Here is a 16,271-nt window from a genome sequence, read left to right on the forward strand (position 1 = left end):
CTCGTCCTCGTCATTTCAGGTGATCCAGGTTAGTCCGTCGCGTGGCCGTTCAGGCGCGCCCGCGCCTGCTCGATCCAGCCCTCGCGCATCACGCGGCCGCGCGCATTGAGCTTGAGGTCCAGCCATGCCGCCTCTTCCGGCTCCAGCGCCGCGAGTTGCGCGTAACACTCGATACCCAGTTGATGCAGCTTCTCCGCCATGCGCGGGCCGACACCCGCCAAGCTTTCGAGATCGTCGGGCTGTTCGCCGTGGGCGCGCGGCTCGATCTTCGGCGCGCGCGGCACCGGCGTACCGCCAACGGCGAGCGCGGGATGGCCGGCCGCCTGCGCGTCCGTGGCCAGGTCGGCCGCGAGCGCGGTCCGCGCGACCGGGCCCGCCAGCGCCGCCGGTCCGGGACCGGCGGCAAGCGCTGCGGCCCCCTGCATGCCGAGCATCTGCTGGAAGCGTTGCAGCAGCACCAGCGCGGCCGGATGCATCGTCTCGACGGAACCCGAGACGTCGACCACGGCGGCGAGCGCCGTGTGGCGCTTGTCTTCCGTGTCGAGCAACAGCGGCAGCGTGGCAAGCGCCTGCTGCGGCTCCAGATCGACGATGATCTGCTGCTGGCGCAGCAGCTTCGCGAGCGCCGCTTCGTCGAAATGGCCGAACCGGTCGGTATGCGTGAGCATGTCGAGCACGCGTTCCATGCGCGAGCGGCGCAGATAGCCGCGCGCCTTCGACATCAGCCCGAGCATGCGCACCGCGCCCTCGGCCGCGCCGCCTTCGGTCATCGCCTCGAGTGCGGCGCGCACTTCGGGCAGCGCGCGCAGGTCCTTGCCACGGCGATGCTCCGCGCCCTGCAATTCGTGGTGGCCGATGCCCTTCATCAGCGGCGAGCCGTAGATCGCGTGGAAGATCGTTTCGCGCCAGCCGTCGCGCATGCCGCGATACAGATTGAGCTGGTTTTCGACGACGAGCGCGCCGATGCGCTCGAACGCCGCGAACGGATTGTCCAGATCGACGGGCTGACGCTGCGCACGTGCCGTCGCAGCCCACGCCTCGACCGGCTTCATGAGCGGATTCTGGTCCGAGAAGAGGCTGCGGCGCAGACGGATCGGCTGGAAATCGCGCGCGGCCTGCGCGGACTCGGGCGTGACCGCCGCGCGCACGAACGGACGCACGGCCAACTCGTACAGCTCGGTGCCCATTTCCGACAGACGCGCGACGGACGCGAACAGCGCTTCGTCGTCGCGGCCGTCGTCGATGCCGAGCAGGTCGTCGATCGTGCGGGCCTCGAAGCGGATATGCACGCGGTCGGCGGCATCGTCGAGCTTCATTTCGTAGAGGCCGGGCGGCAGGCCGTCGATGGCGCGCAGCGTCTCGGTAATCGCGTCGTGCTCGCGCGTGGCGATCTTCGCCGATACGAAAATGCCGAGATGGCCGATCGACTGATGGATCATGTACACGATGCGCTGGCCGCGCATCTTGATCTCGTCGACGTTCGCGTAGAGGTCCGCGATCCAGTTGAGCGCCTGTTGCGGCGGCGTGATGTTGTCGCCATGCGAGGCGAACACGACGATCGGCGAGGTGATGCGGCGCAGGTCGATGGCCTCGCCGCCGAGCCGCGCTTCGCCGCGCGCGAGCCGGTTGCCGACGAACAGGTTCTCGACGATCCAGCGGATTTCGGCCTCGTTCATCAGATGGAAACCGCCCCACCAGCGCTCGAAGCCGAGATAGCGCGACGCTTCCGAGTCGATGTGCGAATACAGGTGGTAGTACTTTTTGAACAGATGGTTGGCCGGGTCGAGACCCTCGAAGTTGAGCACGAGCCACGCGCCGTCGAACACGCCGTTGCCGAGGTCGGACATGACGAGCGCCGGCAGTACGCCGCCGGACAGGCCGCCCGTGTAGCGCATCGGGTTCTCGCCGGTGCGGCCCGCCCAATACGACATCGGCGCGCCGTTGACGACGACCGGACCGGCCAGATCCGGCGCCGATGCCGCGAGCAGCATTGCGGCCCAGCCGCCCTGGCAGTTGCCGATCACCGCGGGCCGGTGCGCGTTCGGATGACGGCGCGCGATCTCGCGCAGGAATTCGACTTCGGCGTCGCGCACGTCGGCCATGGTCTGGCCGGGTTCCGGTACCGGGCGGAACACGACGAAGTAGACCGGATGGCCGCCCTTGAAGGCCTCGCCGACCTGGCTGTCCGGCTTGAAGCCGCCGATGCCGGCGCCGTGGCCCGCGCGCGGATCGATAATCATGAACGGCTGCTTGTCGTCGTCGATCGTCACGTCCGCCGGCGGAACGATGCGCACGAGCGAATAGTTGACCGGCAACGCCAGTTCGCGGCCGTCGATCAGGAGTTCGTACTGGAAGTCGAGCACCGGCGGCATGCCCGCCTTCAGATGCTCGACGTAGTTGTTGCCGCGCTGGCGCAACGTGTCGAGCATCAGCACCTGGCGCTGCACGGCATCGGTCAGGTAGCCGATCCAGTCGGCCATCCAGCTGGCCGGCGCATTCGAGGTCCGCGCGTGCAACTGCTTCAGCTCGTGTTCGATGGTGTGCTGCAGTTCGTCGGCGAAAGCGGCGGCCGCGTGGCGCACGCGGCTGGCCTGGTTCCACGCCACTTCCGACACGGTATTGCCGAATTTACGCTGGTCGGCGAAGGCGCGCAGCAGGGCTTCGCCGCCCTGCCAATAGCGCCCGTACAGCGTTTCGAGAACGTCTAAGCCTTGATCGACACGGCCATCCATCATCGTTTTCTCCATGACTCGTTAGCGTGCGGGTCGGCTCTTCGTGGAGCCAGGCGATCGTGAGCGCGGGGCTCGCCAATCCGCATCACAGTAGTGACGTGTGGTGACAGAGAAGTGAATGCGCGGGATCGTCAGGGCGACTCGCGCGATGAGGCATGGAATGGCGGGGAGATTGGCGGATCGTTCTTGGGGGGTGGGGGCGAAGTTCGGTGGGTGGCCCGTTGGTAGCCGGTTCGTGGCCGGTTCGTGGCCGATTGGTGCGGCGTGGTCACGGCTCGGACACCGGAATGTCATTGAAGGGGTGGTAGCAACGGCATGGCCTCATCGGCAGCGGCGTCGAACCGCGATGCCGTCAATTGCGCGACCATGCCGTCACGGTGCTGCTTGCGCCTCGCGCTTACGCTACCGCCGCCGGACTCAGCGCGGCCAACGCCACCGCGTCCGCGCCGGCGGGCAAACGAATCGTGCTCGACGGGTCGTGCGCCGCGCGCCACACCGCTTCCGCCACATCCAGCGCCTGAGTGACAGGCCCGGACGATTGCGCCCATCCCGCGAAGACGCTCTGCGCCAGATCGGCGTAGGCATCGGGAATGCCGCCCATCCGGGCTCGCGCGTTTTCCCCGAAACGGGTTTCCGGCGCTCGCCCCGGCAACACGAGGTTAACGCGCACGTTGAACGGCTCAAGTTCCAGCGCCAGCGATTCGGTGAACGCGTTGATCGCCGCCTTGCTGGCGGTGTACACCGAGAGCAGATGCAGCGGCTTGAACGTCACACTCGAGGTGACGTTCACGATGACCCCTGCCTGGCGTTGCCTGAATTGCGGAAGCACGGCGTGGGTCATCGCCATCGTGCCGAACGTATTGGTCTCGAAGACCTCGCGCACTGTATCCATCGAGGTGCCTTCAAAGGCATTCAGCAGACCGATGCCGGCGTTGTTGACCAGCACGTCGATCGGCCCGGCGGCATCCACGGCGCGGCGAATGCTTTCCTGGTCGGTGACGTCGAGCGCCAGCACGCGCAGATTCTCGGAGCGCGGCAGCACACCCTCGCGCGGCGTGCGCATCGTGGCGATGACCTTCCAGTCGCGATCGAGAAAGTATTGGGCGGTTTCGAGGCCGAAGCCGGACGAACAGCCTGTGATGAGGATGGTTCCCATGCGTGATCCCGGTTGTCTGTGGAACCGACACAATAGACGCGCGGACGCGGACTGCCTACAATCAAAGGTCCACATTTCGCCTTCATTCGTCCACCATGATCGACCCGCTTGCCGAGGTGGTCACGTTGCTTCAGCCGAGGGCCGCGTTCTCGAAAGTGGTCAGTGGCGCCGGGGCCTGGCGCGTTCGCCGCACGGAAGCAGGCCGCCCCTTCTACTGCGCGCTGCTCGGCGGTTCGTGTCACCTCGCCGTCGATGGCCATGAGCCGATCACGCTCGTGGCAGGTGATTTCGCGCTGGTTCCCTCGGCGCATGGCTTCACGATGTCGAGTCTCGACCCGGCGACAGCGGAGGACCGCGACACCGAGCCCATCGCCTTAGCCGACGGCGAATTCCGTCTCGGAAACGAAAGCGGCTCGCCCAATGCGCGCTGGCTGGTCGGTTACTGCGTTTTCGGTTCGCCGGATACGGCCTTGCTTGTCTCGCTGCTTCCGCAACTCGTGCATGTGCGCGGCGAGAAGCGGCTGACGGCACTCGTGGAACTCGTCAACGACGAATCGCGTGCGAGACGCCCCGCACGCGACATGATCCTGGAACGCCTGCTGGAAGTGCTGCTGATCGAAACGCTGCGCTCCACGGCGAGAACCGGCGCATCCCCTGGCCTCTTGCGCGGATTAGCCGACGAGCGCCTCGCCGCCGCGATACGGCGGATGCACGAGAGTCCCGCCCAGCCCTGGACGGTCGCGCAGTTGGCCAAAGAGGCCGCGCTCTCGCGCTCGGCGTTCTTCAAACGCTTCAGTCAGACCGTGGGGCTCGCGCCGATGGAATATCTGCTCACGTGGCGCATGGCGTTGGCCGAGAGCCTGCTGCGGCAGAAAGCCAGCATTGCGGATGTAGCGCAGCGGGTTGGCTATAGCTCGGCGAGTACGTTCAGCATCGCGTTCACGCGTCATGTCGGGCTACCGCCTCGGCGGTATATGCTGGAGCGGGGGGAGTTGGTGCGGTAGTGGGGGTGGGTTATGTGATGCGATGTGTCGAACGTCGGCTCGGACTCGGGTCGACGTGGTTTCAGACCGGACGGTGGTTTAAGTCGGGATGGTAAATGGGACGGTGTTAATCCGGGTTCTTGGTTTTTGTCGCCGCTTCTACCGCCAACCTGTCTTGCAGGTTGGCGGTAGTTCAGGAACAACGTCCTGATTTACTCCCACTCGATTCTCTATCGGGCCTGCGAAACCAGCAACGGCGGGCGATTGGGACGATCCGTTTAAGCATGATACCGTAAAGCGTACCGCCCTATGTGTTCGTCTAGGGCCTTACATTATGCGTGCTATGGTAGCGCGAAATTTCTCTGGACCGGCCCCTTTGTCTAAAGTCGTTCAGGGACGTCGACCCGTCGACCAAAACACCCTGCTCCCTCACACGCATCGCCAGATTCGAAGCTCGTAAACGGCGTACGTGACGGTATCGCCGCCGACCAGACGCTGCCCGAAGCCAATACCGTTATTCAATACCGACAAAGAGTACCGCTCCAGTCCGTGAATGAAGAAGAAGCTGTCAGGTCAATCGAAGTGCTCGGCACGAGCACAGATTGGATAAGCACGGAGCCCAAATCGCCGTATGCACTAGCGTACAGAATGACACGGTCTGCGTACTGCTCGTGAGCAAGCAGTTCATAGAGGTCCACCTGCTCCTCCTTGCGCCCGACACCAACCCCGGTGTCCGTGGTCAGGATATTGGCGGGCATTTGCCTGATGTCCGACATGTCAATTCATTGAGGTATGTTCGCAAGAATGGGGTTCGCGTTTGCCTTTAGGGTGTAACGGGAATTGGGCGTCCGGCGGCGCTGTGCCATCACATCACGCCATCGTGAGCAAGCGGTCCGACGACCTTCTGAGGGAGCTGGATGAGGTGAAACCTGCTCCCCTCGGTGACCTCCTCGAAGACCAAATCACTGTCTTCGAACGAGGCGGCAACGATGCTTTGAAGCTGCTTCTCACCACTGAAAATTTGCATCAACGCCTTCTGGCTGTTTGTGCTCATCGAGTGTTGCCCGGGCTCGTCGAACAGAAGCACGCCTGGATGGTTGCCCGTGAAGTCCCGTTGGTTCGACGTCTGGTAGATGGCAATAAGATAGGCCCAGATTAGCCGGACAAAGTCGCTCGCGGACGACTCCCACTTCATATCCCTACGCTTCACCTGTCTAAGCGTCAAATCGTCTAACGCCGGCAGCAGCGTTTCGGGATTGATGCGAATGTCGGACGGAATCGCGCTGCTGTACTCGAATGATGACGCGTTGGCCCGGAAGTGTTTCTCCAGAATCGAAATCTTCGTGCGGTCTCGCTGTGAGTACAGGTCCCGCGGAAAGTCCTGCTTCGCCTGTTCAGCCAGACCAAGACGCCGGGCCAGCTCGGGCCCCTCTTCGAGGAAGGTCGACAGACGTGTTTGTGCGGCCTCGTATTCGCGTATTTCGCGCTCAAGCGTTATCTGCTTCCTGACCGAGGCTTCGAGTACAGCATCCGACTGCGAAGTGCTGCGCCGGATACTGACGACATAAGCCCGCTGCTCGGAGATGACAGCCTCCAGCTGTTTCAGCACTGCTCCGCTCTGTTCCAGGTCGCTCGAGAGCCCGGCGATTTGTCGCCCGAGCATGCGAACCTGCGCTTCAAGGTACTCGACGTTCGAATCCAGGTCCATTGGCTGGATGCCCTCTGCACGACCTGCCAAAGTGGTCGTCGCAGAGCCGCATGTCGGACACTCCTCCTTCGCGGTGGCTAGCTCCATGGCCCCGCCAAGCTCTCGAAGCTTGCGCGTAGTCTTGTTCTTCTTGAGGTCGACTTGGGCCTCCAAGAGGAGCTCTCGGAGCTCCGCAAGCGTTGCCCTACGCAGCCGCTCCTCCGTCGCCATCTCCTCGTATTGGGTCATGACGCGCTCGAGCTTCGATGTCTCCGATTCGAGCAGACGAATCACATCGGGAGACTCGGACGTTGGACCAGCTCGGCGCTTCGCATCAATCTCGTGCCACTCCTTGAGCTTCGCTGAAATGGCTTCCTGCAGTGGAACCTCTGCGCCACTGAACTGCACCGACAACGATGCGTTCTCCGCCTTGAACTCCTTGCTAAGAGCCTTGGGAACGCCTTTCAACGATACGCCGGTCGAGCGCAGGCTGCCATGCAAATCGGAGTACGCATTCGCCCACTGGAACTGCAGCGCGGTGATGAGTTGCTGATTGCGGGCCTTATCTTCTTCGAGCTGAAAGTTGTCCAATCCGAGAAGATATTGCACAACGCGCGTCGGCGCTGACAGTATCTGATAGAAAGGGATATTCGCGATGTAGTCGGTCCAGCCACGCTTTTGCTCAATGAAGAGCGCCGCAGCAATCACCTGCGGATAGAGTCGCGTCAGGCCGCCAGTCGAAGACTGGACTCGCGGTAGCTGCATCCCGACAAAGCGCTCGAAGTAGTTCAGGAAACCTTGCTCATCCTGGGCGGCGCCGCCATCGTGGAGGAACAGCGGGACGGGCGCTCGAGCCACGATTGTGCTGTCTGTTAGCAGCGCCCCGTCGAAGACTTCGACAAGCTTCGTGCTTTTTTCGGCGTTCTTGATAGGACGGCGGAATGTCACAGTGCTGCCAGCCGTGTTGCGTACTTCGACGAGCACGGCGGATTCGTCGATTTGTCGCACGCTCCCGTCGAACTGGAAGCTGTCTCGCACAGCCGACGTAAGGGCGCGCTCGCCCTTCATCCCGACCACCTCTTCCAGGCCAAGGCCATACATCAGCGTATTGACCAGCGTACTCTTGCCAGACGAGTTGTTTCCGCGAATGACGTTGAGACCGCCCTTAAAATCGCACCGAAAACCAAAGCGCTCGCCGCAACTATTTATTCTCACTTCCGCTGCGCTGATAAACATGCCTATACCCACCTATTGACGATGGTCTGAACCATCTTTTCAGTAATCGAGGTCTTCAACTTGGACAGAAGTGCGCGCTCATCGTCGTACAGCTCCTCTCTGGCGGCGGACGCACAGAACTGAGCGCCCTTCTCAGTCAGCTTGACACCCGTCGTCGTGGCTTCGAGCAAGCCGTCCGCCTTCGCCAAGGCGACTGCCGTATCAAGTGCAGGGTCGAAGCCCCAAGCCGGGAAATCCAACTCGCCGGATTGTGCAGCAGCGGCAAGCTTGTCGCGGCGGGCGCTGCTCTTAAGCGCCCAATTGAACATCTGGAGCCGGACCATGCTCGACTTCTTCCCATACGAAGCCAGATACAGCACCAACAGGACCTGCACGATTTTGTAGAGCGGCCGATGGTCCGGAATGACGACAGACGGTCGGACGGTAAATGCGAGGAAGGTCATGGCTGTTAGGACTCGCTGAAGTCAAGTTGACAGACAGCGAGCCACCGAGAAACCATCAGGTCTGCAAGGGTTTGTGCATCCACCACTCCCATGGTCGTTCTCGGCTCGCCTGCAAGACGCTCACTGAGCTCCGACTTGATACGGTCAATGAGCTTCTGTGGCTCATCCGACCACGTGAACTGAAGCTCAGTCATCTCATCAGCATAGCGGCCGATGACGTGAACAATCTGTTCGTACGCTAGAGGAGACACCTTCTCGATGTTCGACAGGTGCATGTCGCATTCGACAAATTTGCGCTCAGTTGTATCGTTCAGCGCCTTCAGGCTGCGCTCGAAATCGGGACGGTTGGACTTGCTCTGCAGCCGAACTCGATTTTTACGGTCCACAAGTTTCTGAAACGCTTCGGGTGCCTCCGGCAGCACAACCGCCGGTGGCAACGTGGGGCCGAGGTGCAGCCTAGCCCCCTGGCTGCGTCGATACTCTTCAAATTGAGTGGCGTAGTGTTCAGCATCCTGGATGAATATCGAAAAATTCGACTCGAGGATGGAGCATTGCCACGCTCGCGCTTCCGCTTCCTTTTTTCGTGCGTGTTTGTGGATGTCATTGTGAGGAATGACAGGCGTCACAAACAGCCAAGAACGGATTTTCGTGTCACCGATTCGCGCCCTAATCTCTTTCGCATAGCGATTGAGCTTGGGTATATCGGTAGTTATCTTGTCTCGAACTGCATCATGAAGTTCGCTCTGGGTGTAATTCTTCTCAGGGCAATAGCATTGAAACGCATGACCATCAGCAGTCCAGCCTTCGATTCCAAAATCGCCCGGAGATGCCTGCATGTTTTGATACCGGTCCCCGTACTTCAGAACGAACGCCGCTCGGCACATGCGCTCCCAGCTCGGGCCATCCAGGTGGCCTAAGGTCGTGTGATTCAAGTTTCCCCCATATTACTGGCGTCTTCTGCAGGAGAGTTGAGTTTCCTCACGCCGCGGTCGACCGACGAATGGCCCGCGCGCACCCCGTCGCATGCTTGGCAGCGCGCTCTCGTCGCTTTCAGTTCACTTCACACAGTATCAGGAAAATCAGACTCAAAGGTCAAACGCATGTGTTCTGGGGGCTTCGAACGGCCACATCCTTACAATTACGAAAGAAAATTTGACCTCTGCCCACATTTTGCTTGACCCTTACATACGGAAAATAGGTAACCGTTTCGACGTCCTACTGCGTCTCGCCGATCAGCAGGTGCGCGACAGGCGCCTGAGCCAATCCAGGCGCGCGATAGAAGAACGACGTCGCGAAACCCAGTTTCTCAAGCTCCTTGCACAACCGAGCGATTTTCTCGGCAACCACGGTGCTACGGTCTTCACTGGCTGTGCTCATGGAATTTTCCTTTGCGTCCGAAGTCAAACGAACCCTAGATGTGCAACTAGCGCTGTCGTGGCGTTCAACGTTTCCTTAGCTTCCTGCTGATGAACGATCTTTCCCGCATGAGCCGCCCGATTCCTTCGTTCCGCGGACGCCTTGAATGCGTGCCACTCGGCCAAACCAGCCACGTCATCGTTCGTCAGTGCAGTGTAGAAAGCCCGGATCCGCTCATTGGCCAAGTTGTAGCCGTTGAGAAACTTCAACATGGGATCGGCCATATGAGGAAACGTGCTTTGTGCAAATGCTCTTGCAATAGCTCGCTCCGCAGCGACTTCGCACGCCATGTGAGCCACGAGTACTGATATCCCGTACTTGCCTGCCGAATACAGATCACGGGCCTCCCCCAGTAAGATCGTTGGATAGGGGATGACCCGCGCGTCCGCGCTCGCCGTCATGGTTATAGTTGTGTGCGCTGAGAGAGACAGCTGTCGACTGGTACTGCCGCATTTCGGACAAGGCATCCGCTCGTCCAGGGCGGACGAGGCGGATTCCGCGATTTCGGTACCGCACTGGCTGCAACGGTTCGAATCAACCTTCACAGTAGTGTTCATCTGTTTCCCTTTCTCAACGCGTCCTTTGCCTCAGTCGTCACGGCCAACAACCAGCCGTGGCCAACGCCGCCCAATCACGCTGGGTTACAACATATCGTGAGTTGCACGCGCGTGGTTCAGCGCTTCTCGCAGTGGCAACGAGCGATCGTGATTGCCCTGCCAGCCAAGCACCCTCCCCGAGCCCAGCTTCGCAGCATACTGGGCATTGCTCACTGCGCCGTGAATATTTCCTGATGCGTAGTGTCGAATCGCTTCGCGCAGAAAATCTTCTTCGCATTCGAACGCGTCCCGGCCACGATGGGTGGCCTGATCGAGCAGGCGTTCAATCAGGACATCGGCAGGACCCTCGACGAAAAAGCCGTTGACCTCTTTCAAATCCAGGCCTTCACTGGCGGCGTGATAGTCGAGAGCGTCTTTATTGGGTACATAGGTGTTCATGATCGTGTTTTCCTCGCGTTGCCGCGTTAATGCCACTCGTTCGTGCCGGCGCGCGATTCGCTGATGCCGGAAAGGCGCTTTGCGCACAGGCGATGACTTTGTGATCAAGGTCGCAGGGTACGGCTACTGGTCCGGCGACAGACGATACATGAAGAAATCGGTGGGCCCGTGTAGCGTTTTCCTGCGAGTGCCTACGCGGGTTCTCGACTGCCACGCGGCCTGCAAAGCCGATCGTAGACCGAAAACGCCCGATTTCCGGCTCATCACGCACGATTGCCGTGAAGATCAAACCCGAACAGCCTTGCACCGTCCTCAGAGAATTGAGGATGTACGTGAACGTCGGGAGCGTCACTCAATACCTCGGCAAGCAGAATGCGGGCGATGCCCTTGCCCCGGCTCGAGGGCGTCACATACACGGTATGAATGACCTTGGTGCACTCGGTGGCGAAGCGGTTTTGAACGCCAAGGACTTTATGGGAAACCTTCAACTCCACCACGCCCAGGATTGCTGAACCGGGCGCATCCCGGTAAAGATATCGCAGCCTGTAGCGCACTTCCGTCGGGAAACCTGGCCACTCAGCGACCTTCGCATCGTGTCGCCCAGACGCCACGTCCACCTCGGCGAGGCGGACCGGTTCGCCGTTTGGCTGAGCGATCTGGATTGGGCGCCATTCGACATCCTCATCGCCAAACAGGTCGGGTTCCCGAAGCAGTGAGTCAAATTCGTACGGCCCGCCCAGATAGAACTTTCCCTCCAGCGCAGAGGGGATGCGGATGAGGGATTGCCGGTCAAGCGGCTTTACGAGCCTCATGGGTGTTTTCCGTTCAGCTGTCTACGTTACCTTCGTTCTCTGGTTCAATAACCTGATAAAGCTCATCTTTTGGAGAATTCTTCTTTCCGGTCGGATTGAGCCAGCTCAACTCGTGCCCGTTTAAGTTCACCGCTCTGCTCGCGCCTTGTTGGCGGCTTCTTGTACCTTCCTCAAGGTTTCTTCCAGTTTCCTATATGCGAGCCGGCATCACGGCCGCATCCAAGCGGCGGTGAATTAGCGAGGCTAGCGTCAACAGATCTTCTGCATCATTTTTGCTCATGTTCCAAAGCAGCTTCGGCGCGTGCGCCGTGGTGTTCCGAAACATCCCGAACATACCTTTCACTAGGTTGGCAAAGCCACGTTGTTCGCTGAGCTGGCTTTCATCTGCCAAGGAGTTAATCGCCAGCATAGGTGGATTGCCACCAAGCGCTCGGTCAACCAAAGCCGCTCCGTCATCGGTTAGTCCTGTCCTTTCGCGCAGTTTCGCCGCGACACTTTTTGTTGCTTCGAGGACCGTGTGAAAATAGTTATCTGCGACAAGTTCTGAGCGGCAAAATGCCAGTACATCGGCATGAACCCCTCGAGCCGCTAGATCCGCGCGCAATTCGTTGGCCCTGCGGATCGCGTCAGGAAGTGTGGATGCGCGTGCGCTCTCAACCAGCTCTCCATCCTCCTGGACCTGGAGACCAGCGAACGCCAGCCCTCGATTGAGGTTCGCTCTCATTGGCTCAAATCGCTGCGGACTGTGGGCGTAGCGGTCGGGCTTCATCGCGAACCGAATGAACGCCAGAATGTTTCGCCGATGCCCTAGCCGATTCTGGCAGTTTGCAAACGCGTTAAATAACCGGGTCCATTTCGTAATGCCCGGATCAGTATCGTCGATCCGAGCCGTGGTCAGCAGGTGCCCGATTTCGCCTCCTGTAAGGCCATCGTCGGTATGGCCCAACGCGCGGGCGATAGCCTCAAGCTGGCTCGATGAAAACGTCAGTTCGTCGCTCACGTGGTTTTCTATACCTCTTCAAGCACTGTGATCTGGCCGCTCAACAATACTTCCCAACAAGGCAGGTGCAATCCGCTTATGACAGGCCCTTGTGCTCCAGCCCAGTACGCGTGGGCAAACTCGGAAGCCCGCAGGGTCGATGTGCTGACATTAAGGAGACTCATGTTTGCGACAAACCCTTCGGCCGCGTCAAGGCACCAGATTTTCGCATTCGGTGCGCCCGCACGTGCTCGCCATGCGATGGCTTCACCTAGGTCCCTCCATGCACATGTCGCTGTGAACCGCGAGGGCCGAGTAGGAAAATGGGCTCGACGAACATATTCAAAAATCAACTCGGTAGCTGCTTCTCCGTTACCTGATTTCACGTCAAGGTTCAGATACTGCTGTCCATGCGCTGAGACACCGTCGGGAAAGAGGTAATTGCAGTGCTCCTCCAAATCAGGAGCCGCAGCCAGATCGAGCTTACTCAAGTCGACAGCTTGGCCAGCGACAAAGCGCGCTCGGCGGTCGACGTGAAAGTATGTGGTCATCGCCTTTTTTCCGCCGTTATTTCGGTTTTCGTCAGGTTGCCGCAGACGCACAGAACGTCGCTGCAACCTGACGCAACGCCGCCATCGCTGCAAAGATCGCCGCTGTCGTATTCCAGCACGATTGCGCTCTGGTCGTAGAAAAGAAATCAGCGCCATCGACGGATATCGTACCGTCGTGAAAGATTCCGTCTTGCTTCGTGTGACAGTGTGCCACCCAAGCAGTCGCGGACCGCCACCAACTATATGCCGCGATCGCACCTATCACCACAGCCTCCCGAGTCAGTAGAGCCGATATCGCCACGATCCTCGCTTTTATTGACTTCAGTTCAGGCCGAGTTTCTGCTTTGCGTAGGCCTGAGCCAAGCCTACCGACACCGAAACCAAACTAGACATTGCGGCCCCGGGTAGCTCCTTCTTCACTTTTTCCCACACACTCTTCTCGGAAATTGCCTCAGCAAAGTCGTGCCCCCTCGAAGTCAACCGCAGCGGTAAAACAGACCAGGATGCATGCCCATCCACGCTCTTGAACAAACCAAATCCAGAGTCCCCATCGTCCTGCTCGATAAGCCCCTGGTCATTGAACAATTTCATATGAAATTCGAATTCTGGAGTTTGATATGAAAGTCCGCCTTCGTCAAAATCTTCGATGGTGAACGTTGGGCTAGGATGCTCCAGAATGAGCTCAATCATCCGCTTGATATAATCGTGATCAATTCGCATGGTGTTTTCTCATTTTTCCACGCAAGTCCTATAGAGCTTTCGCCATCCGGTCGGCGCGGCCATGTTCAACGCTGAAGCCGTTCCTGAGGTACCACCGTGTTAGAAACTCTCGACTCGTGCCGTCATCGAGCGGGTAGGCCTCTAGGCGAAGCATTGGTAGGTGATTACGCCTCGCCACCATTTCGGCGTGCGCCAGAAGCGTTGCGCCGACACGGTTTCGCCTGTAAATCGGCACAACAAAAATCTCGCGGATGAACGCGCACGGTGGCCGATCAAGAAGGTCAAGGACCAGCAGACCGGCCTCATCGTCTCCGATACGCGCCAAGAAGAAATAGGCCCATCCGCCGTCCGATAGCTTCGCTCGCTCCAGCAGCAGCTTACTGGCAAGGTTCCGCCATTCCGAAAACTCAAGAACTTCGATAGTCGCTCCCATCATAGCTTCCCTACCATTAACGCTGTCAACGACGTTAGCGTCGTTAACAGCGTATTTTCAATTGTTTCAGTATCTCGCGGCCGCTACTTCTTGGCGCCTTCCTTCACTGAAGGGCCGCCGCCTTCAACTCTTGTGCGGCGCTGTCGATACGCTCTCGAACGTCTTGGGGCTGCTCGTAGAACCAAGCCCAAGCTGTTTCCCAATCATCAAATTCTGGTACTCCCGTCAACGGTGTACGCTAAATTTCGCGTCACCAGATCGGCCATTCGCTCCCCGAACGCTCGCCGACGGTCCTCGTCGACCGCGCACAAGCGGTCCAACTCGGTCCTGGCTTATTGGATCGAGGCGAACCTTCCGGAAGTCGTCACGCCGTCCCGGAGCACGACGTAACGCCCATCGCGCATTCCGATTGTGTATTCGTGATCGGCCATCATGCGACCGCCGTACTCAACGTCTTTGCATGGGCCTGAAACGCCACGATGCTTCCCTGACTATCATGGAGGAGCCCGAGTTCGTATGCGTCCATCTATATTTTCCTATTCGTCATCGACCTTGCCGATCGCAACTCCTTTGATCGAACCATCGTCAACGGCGCCAATTCGTAACGACTTCCTCGGACGCGGATGCCGCGGAGGGATGCGTGACGCGATTTCAAGAACGGACTTGCCGCTGATCACGGTACGTTTGATGAAATGTTCCAATGCTTCAAGCAATTTGCGCAATTCGGTCTCATCTGGAGACCAGCCACGATGAGCGGCTGCGTTTCCCGCGTTCGCCACGGTTGCCAGAACGTTCGCCTCCGTTTCTCCAACAAAGCCGCTTTGGATCAAGCCTTCCACCTTCTTCTCAAGTGGCAAACCGGGGTCGATCTTAAGAAACTCTGTCGTTCTATCGAGAGCCGTCCGGAGTCCCACCGCCGCCAAGATGAGTGCGCCCGCTTCTTTCGCATCATATGTTTGGGTCAGAATCGTCGCGAGCTGGGGGTCTATGTTCGACAAATCCCAGATCCAGTCTGGCCGGTTAGTGGTTTTCTCAGGCATCGGATAGGTTGTCACGGTGATCGGGTGATAATATCCCTGAGCACCGTCGACACCTACTCGAATGTCCCAGTCCTCAGAGTCCCAACTACCGCGCCAGTAGAAAACGGTTTCACAGCCCAAGCACTTCAATAGTCGATGATCAACCTGTCCGTTGGTCGCGTTACGCCCATCCATCCACTCCCACGGTTCATCAAGTGCACCATGCACGCTACAGTTCCGTTCCCCCTCGCATCGCGGACAAACGGCCTTGAAAATTTCCATCGATCTTCACCTTGTCGGGCAGGTTCCGATTTTTCAGCTTGAACGCCCCTTACCGCAGCGGCCGCATTCGTGAAAATGAATGCCGCTATCGTTAAGTATGTAGTGGTAGTGGGTTCCCGGCGCCCATTGATGCCACCCGATAAGACACGCGAGCCGTCCGATCCATCTCTGCAGCATGAGCCCTCCTGATTTCCTACGCGTCGGCTTTGTCAATCTTTCGCTTTTTGCGTTCCTGCCGAACAAATGGAGCGGCTGTCGCTGCAACCAGCAATGTGTAGCGATCCTCCTCTGCCATCGCCTCGCCGTGAAAGATGCCCTCGCACATGTCCAGCAGATCAGAAACGAGCCCGTATTCGCACCCGGCTTCAGTGAACGTGGTCACCATTGCCGCAACTTCGTCTGTTACGCGGAGCTCCGACTTCGCTACCGGCGCCCGCTGGTATGACTCGTTTGCCCCGCGCTGGAGGTCGACGAGGAATGCCGCGGCATCTTCGTCGAGACCGGTGTTCGGCACAGCCACCTCCATCAGAACGCGCAGCGTATTTTCAAACCACGCTTTGCCCTGCCATGGGCCGTCATGTATCGCCGCCATGTAGTCGATCGCTCGAGCAACTATCTCCCAGTCACCTCGCTGCTCTATTGCCCATTCCGCGTGCTCTTCTGCAACCGATGTGAGTTCCGCAGCAAGGCTATCAACGACATCGTTCGAGGCCGCCCCTTGACGCCAAAGCACTACCCGCAGAAAACGCAGGGACGCGTAGTGCAATCCTCTTCCCCACGGTCGTTGGGACACCATCGAGGCTTCGTTTGACTCAACCATAAGCTCT

The 16,271-nt window shown here is 59.3% G+C and carries 17 protein-coding genes; 1 reads left to right on the forward strand and 16 read right to left on the reverse strand.

Going from position 1 to position 16,271, the window contains the following annotated elements:
• Positions 1 to 29: 29 nt before the first annotated feature.
• A complete protein-coding gene (locus F3J19_RS22415) occupies positions 30 to 2,735 on the reverse strand; it encodes a DUF3141 domain-containing protein (RefSeq protein WP_167046198.1) in 2,706 nt (901 codons plus the stop codon).
• 394 nt (positions 2,736 to 3,129) lie between these two features.
• Entirely contained in the window at positions 3,130 to 3,888 is a 759-nt protein-coding gene (locus tag F3J19_RS22420) for an SDR family oxidoreductase (protein ID WP_167046351.1), read from the reverse strand.
• 95 nt (positions 3,889 to 3,983) lie between these two features.
• Between F3J19_RS22420 and F3J19_RS22425 the strand changes: the two genes are divergently transcribed.
• The gene (locus tag F3J19_RS22425; RefSeq protein ID WP_167046201.1) at positions 3,984 to 4,892 is read left to right on the forward strand and encodes an AraC family transcriptional regulator; all 909 of its coding nucleotides are present in this window, start codon (positions 3,984 to 3,986) and stop codon (positions 4,890 to 4,892) included.
• 497 nt (positions 4,893 to 5,389) lie between these two features.
• Here the strand turns inward: F3J19_RS22425 and F3J19_RS22430 are convergent, their stop codons facing one another.
• The 14 genes from F3J19_RS22430 to F3J19_RS22495 all read right to left on the reverse strand — a co-directional run bounded on the left by F3J19_RS22430 (position 5,390) and on the right by F3J19_RS22495 (position 16,264).
• Positions 5,390 to 5,629, reverse strand: coding sequence for a hypothetical protein (locus tag F3J19_RS22430; RefSeq protein ID WP_167046204.1), 240 nt, complete (start codon positions 5,627 to 5,629; stop codon positions 5,390 to 5,392).
• Positions 5,630 to 5,736: 107 nt separating this feature from the next.
• Entirely contained in the window at positions 5,737 to 7,794 is a 2,058-nt protein-coding gene (locus F3J19_RS22435) for an AAA family ATPase (RefSeq protein ID WP_167046207.1), read from the reverse strand.
• 2 nt (positions 7,795 to 7,796) lie between these two features.
• Positions 7,797 to 8,237, reverse strand: coding sequence for a hypothetical protein (locus F3J19_RS22440; RefSeq protein ID WP_167046209.1), 441 nt, complete (start codon positions 8,235 to 8,237; stop codon positions 7,797 to 7,799).
• Positions 8,238 to 8,242: 5 nt separating this feature from the next.
• On the reverse strand, positions 8,243 to 9,169 hold the full coding sequence (locus F3J19_RS22445; protein ID WP_167046212.1) for a hypothetical protein: 927 nt from the start codon (positions 9,167 to 9,169) through the stop codon (positions 8,243 to 8,245).
• Between the two features lie 283 nt (positions 9,170 to 9,452).
• Positions 9,453 to 9,614 carry a hypothetical protein gene (locus tag F3J19_RS22450; RefSeq protein WP_167046216.1) on the reverse strand — a complete coding sequence of 54 codons (162 nt, stop codon included), beginning with the start codon at positions 9,612 to 9,614 and terminating at the stop codon, positions 9,453 to 9,455.
• Between the two features lie 23 nt (positions 9,615 to 9,637).
• Positions 9,638 to 10,210, reverse strand: coding sequence for a zinc ribbon domain-containing protein (locus tag F3J19_RS22455; RefSeq protein WP_167046219.1), 573 nt, complete (start codon positions 10,208 to 10,210; stop codon positions 9,638 to 9,640).
• An 84-nt stretch (positions 10,211 to 10,294) separates the two neighbouring features.
• On the reverse strand, positions 10,295 to 10,648 hold the full coding sequence (locus F3J19_RS22460; protein ID WP_167046222.1) for a hypothetical protein: 354 nt from the start codon (positions 10,646 to 10,648) through the stop codon (positions 10,295 to 10,297).
• Positions 10,649 to 10,911: 263 nt separating this feature from the next.
• Positions 10,912 to 11,460, reverse strand: a complete 549-nt coding sequence (locus F3J19_RS22465; protein WP_167046225.1) for a GNAT family N-acetyltransferase — start codon at positions 11,458 to 11,460, stop codon at positions 10,912 to 10,914.
• A gap of 190 nt (positions 11,461 to 11,650) precedes the next feature.
• Positions 11,651 to 12,460, reverse strand: a complete 810-nt coding sequence (locus F3J19_RS22470) for a TIGR02391 family protein (protein WP_167046228.1) — start codon at positions 12,458 to 12,460, stop codon at positions 11,651 to 11,653.
• A gap of 8 nt (positions 12,461 to 12,468) precedes the next feature.
• Complete coding sequence (locus F3J19_RS22475) at positions 12,469 to 12,990, reverse strand: hypothetical protein (RefSeq protein WP_167046231.1); 522 nt, start codon at positions 12,988 to 12,990, stop codon at positions 12,469 to 12,471.
• A 321-nt stretch (positions 12,991 to 13,311) separates the two neighbouring features.
• Positions 13,312 to 13,710, reverse strand: coding sequence for a DUF2513 domain-containing protein (locus F3J19_RS22480; protein ID WP_167046234.1), 399 nt, complete (start codon positions 13,708 to 13,710; stop codon positions 13,312 to 13,314).
• Positions 13,711 to 13,738: 28 nt separating this feature from the next.
• Positions 13,739 to 14,146, reverse strand: a complete 408-nt coding sequence (locus F3J19_RS22485; protein WP_167046237.1) for a GNAT family N-acetyltransferase — start codon at positions 14,144 to 14,146, stop codon at positions 13,739 to 13,741.
• A gap of 533 nt (positions 14,147 to 14,679) precedes the next feature.
• Positions 14,680 to 15,444, reverse strand: a complete 765-nt coding sequence (locus tag F3J19_RS22490) for a DUF4145 domain-containing protein (protein ID WP_167046240.1) — start codon at positions 15,442 to 15,444, stop codon at positions 14,680 to 14,682.
• Between the two features lie 193 nt (positions 15,445 to 15,637).
• Positions 15,638 to 16,264 (reverse strand): hypothetical protein, encoded by a 627-nt coding sequence (locus F3J19_RS22495; RefSeq protein ID WP_167046244.1) that lies wholly within the window; start codon positions 16,262 to 16,264, stop codon positions 15,638 to 15,640.
• Between the last annotated feature and the right edge of the window lie 7 nt (positions 16,265 to 16,271).

Source organism: Burkholderia sp. Ax-1724, from assembly GCF_011752995.1.
Classification (GTDB): domain Bacteria; phylum Pseudomonadota; class Gammaproteobacteria; order Burkholderiales; family Burkholderiaceae; genus Paraburkholderia.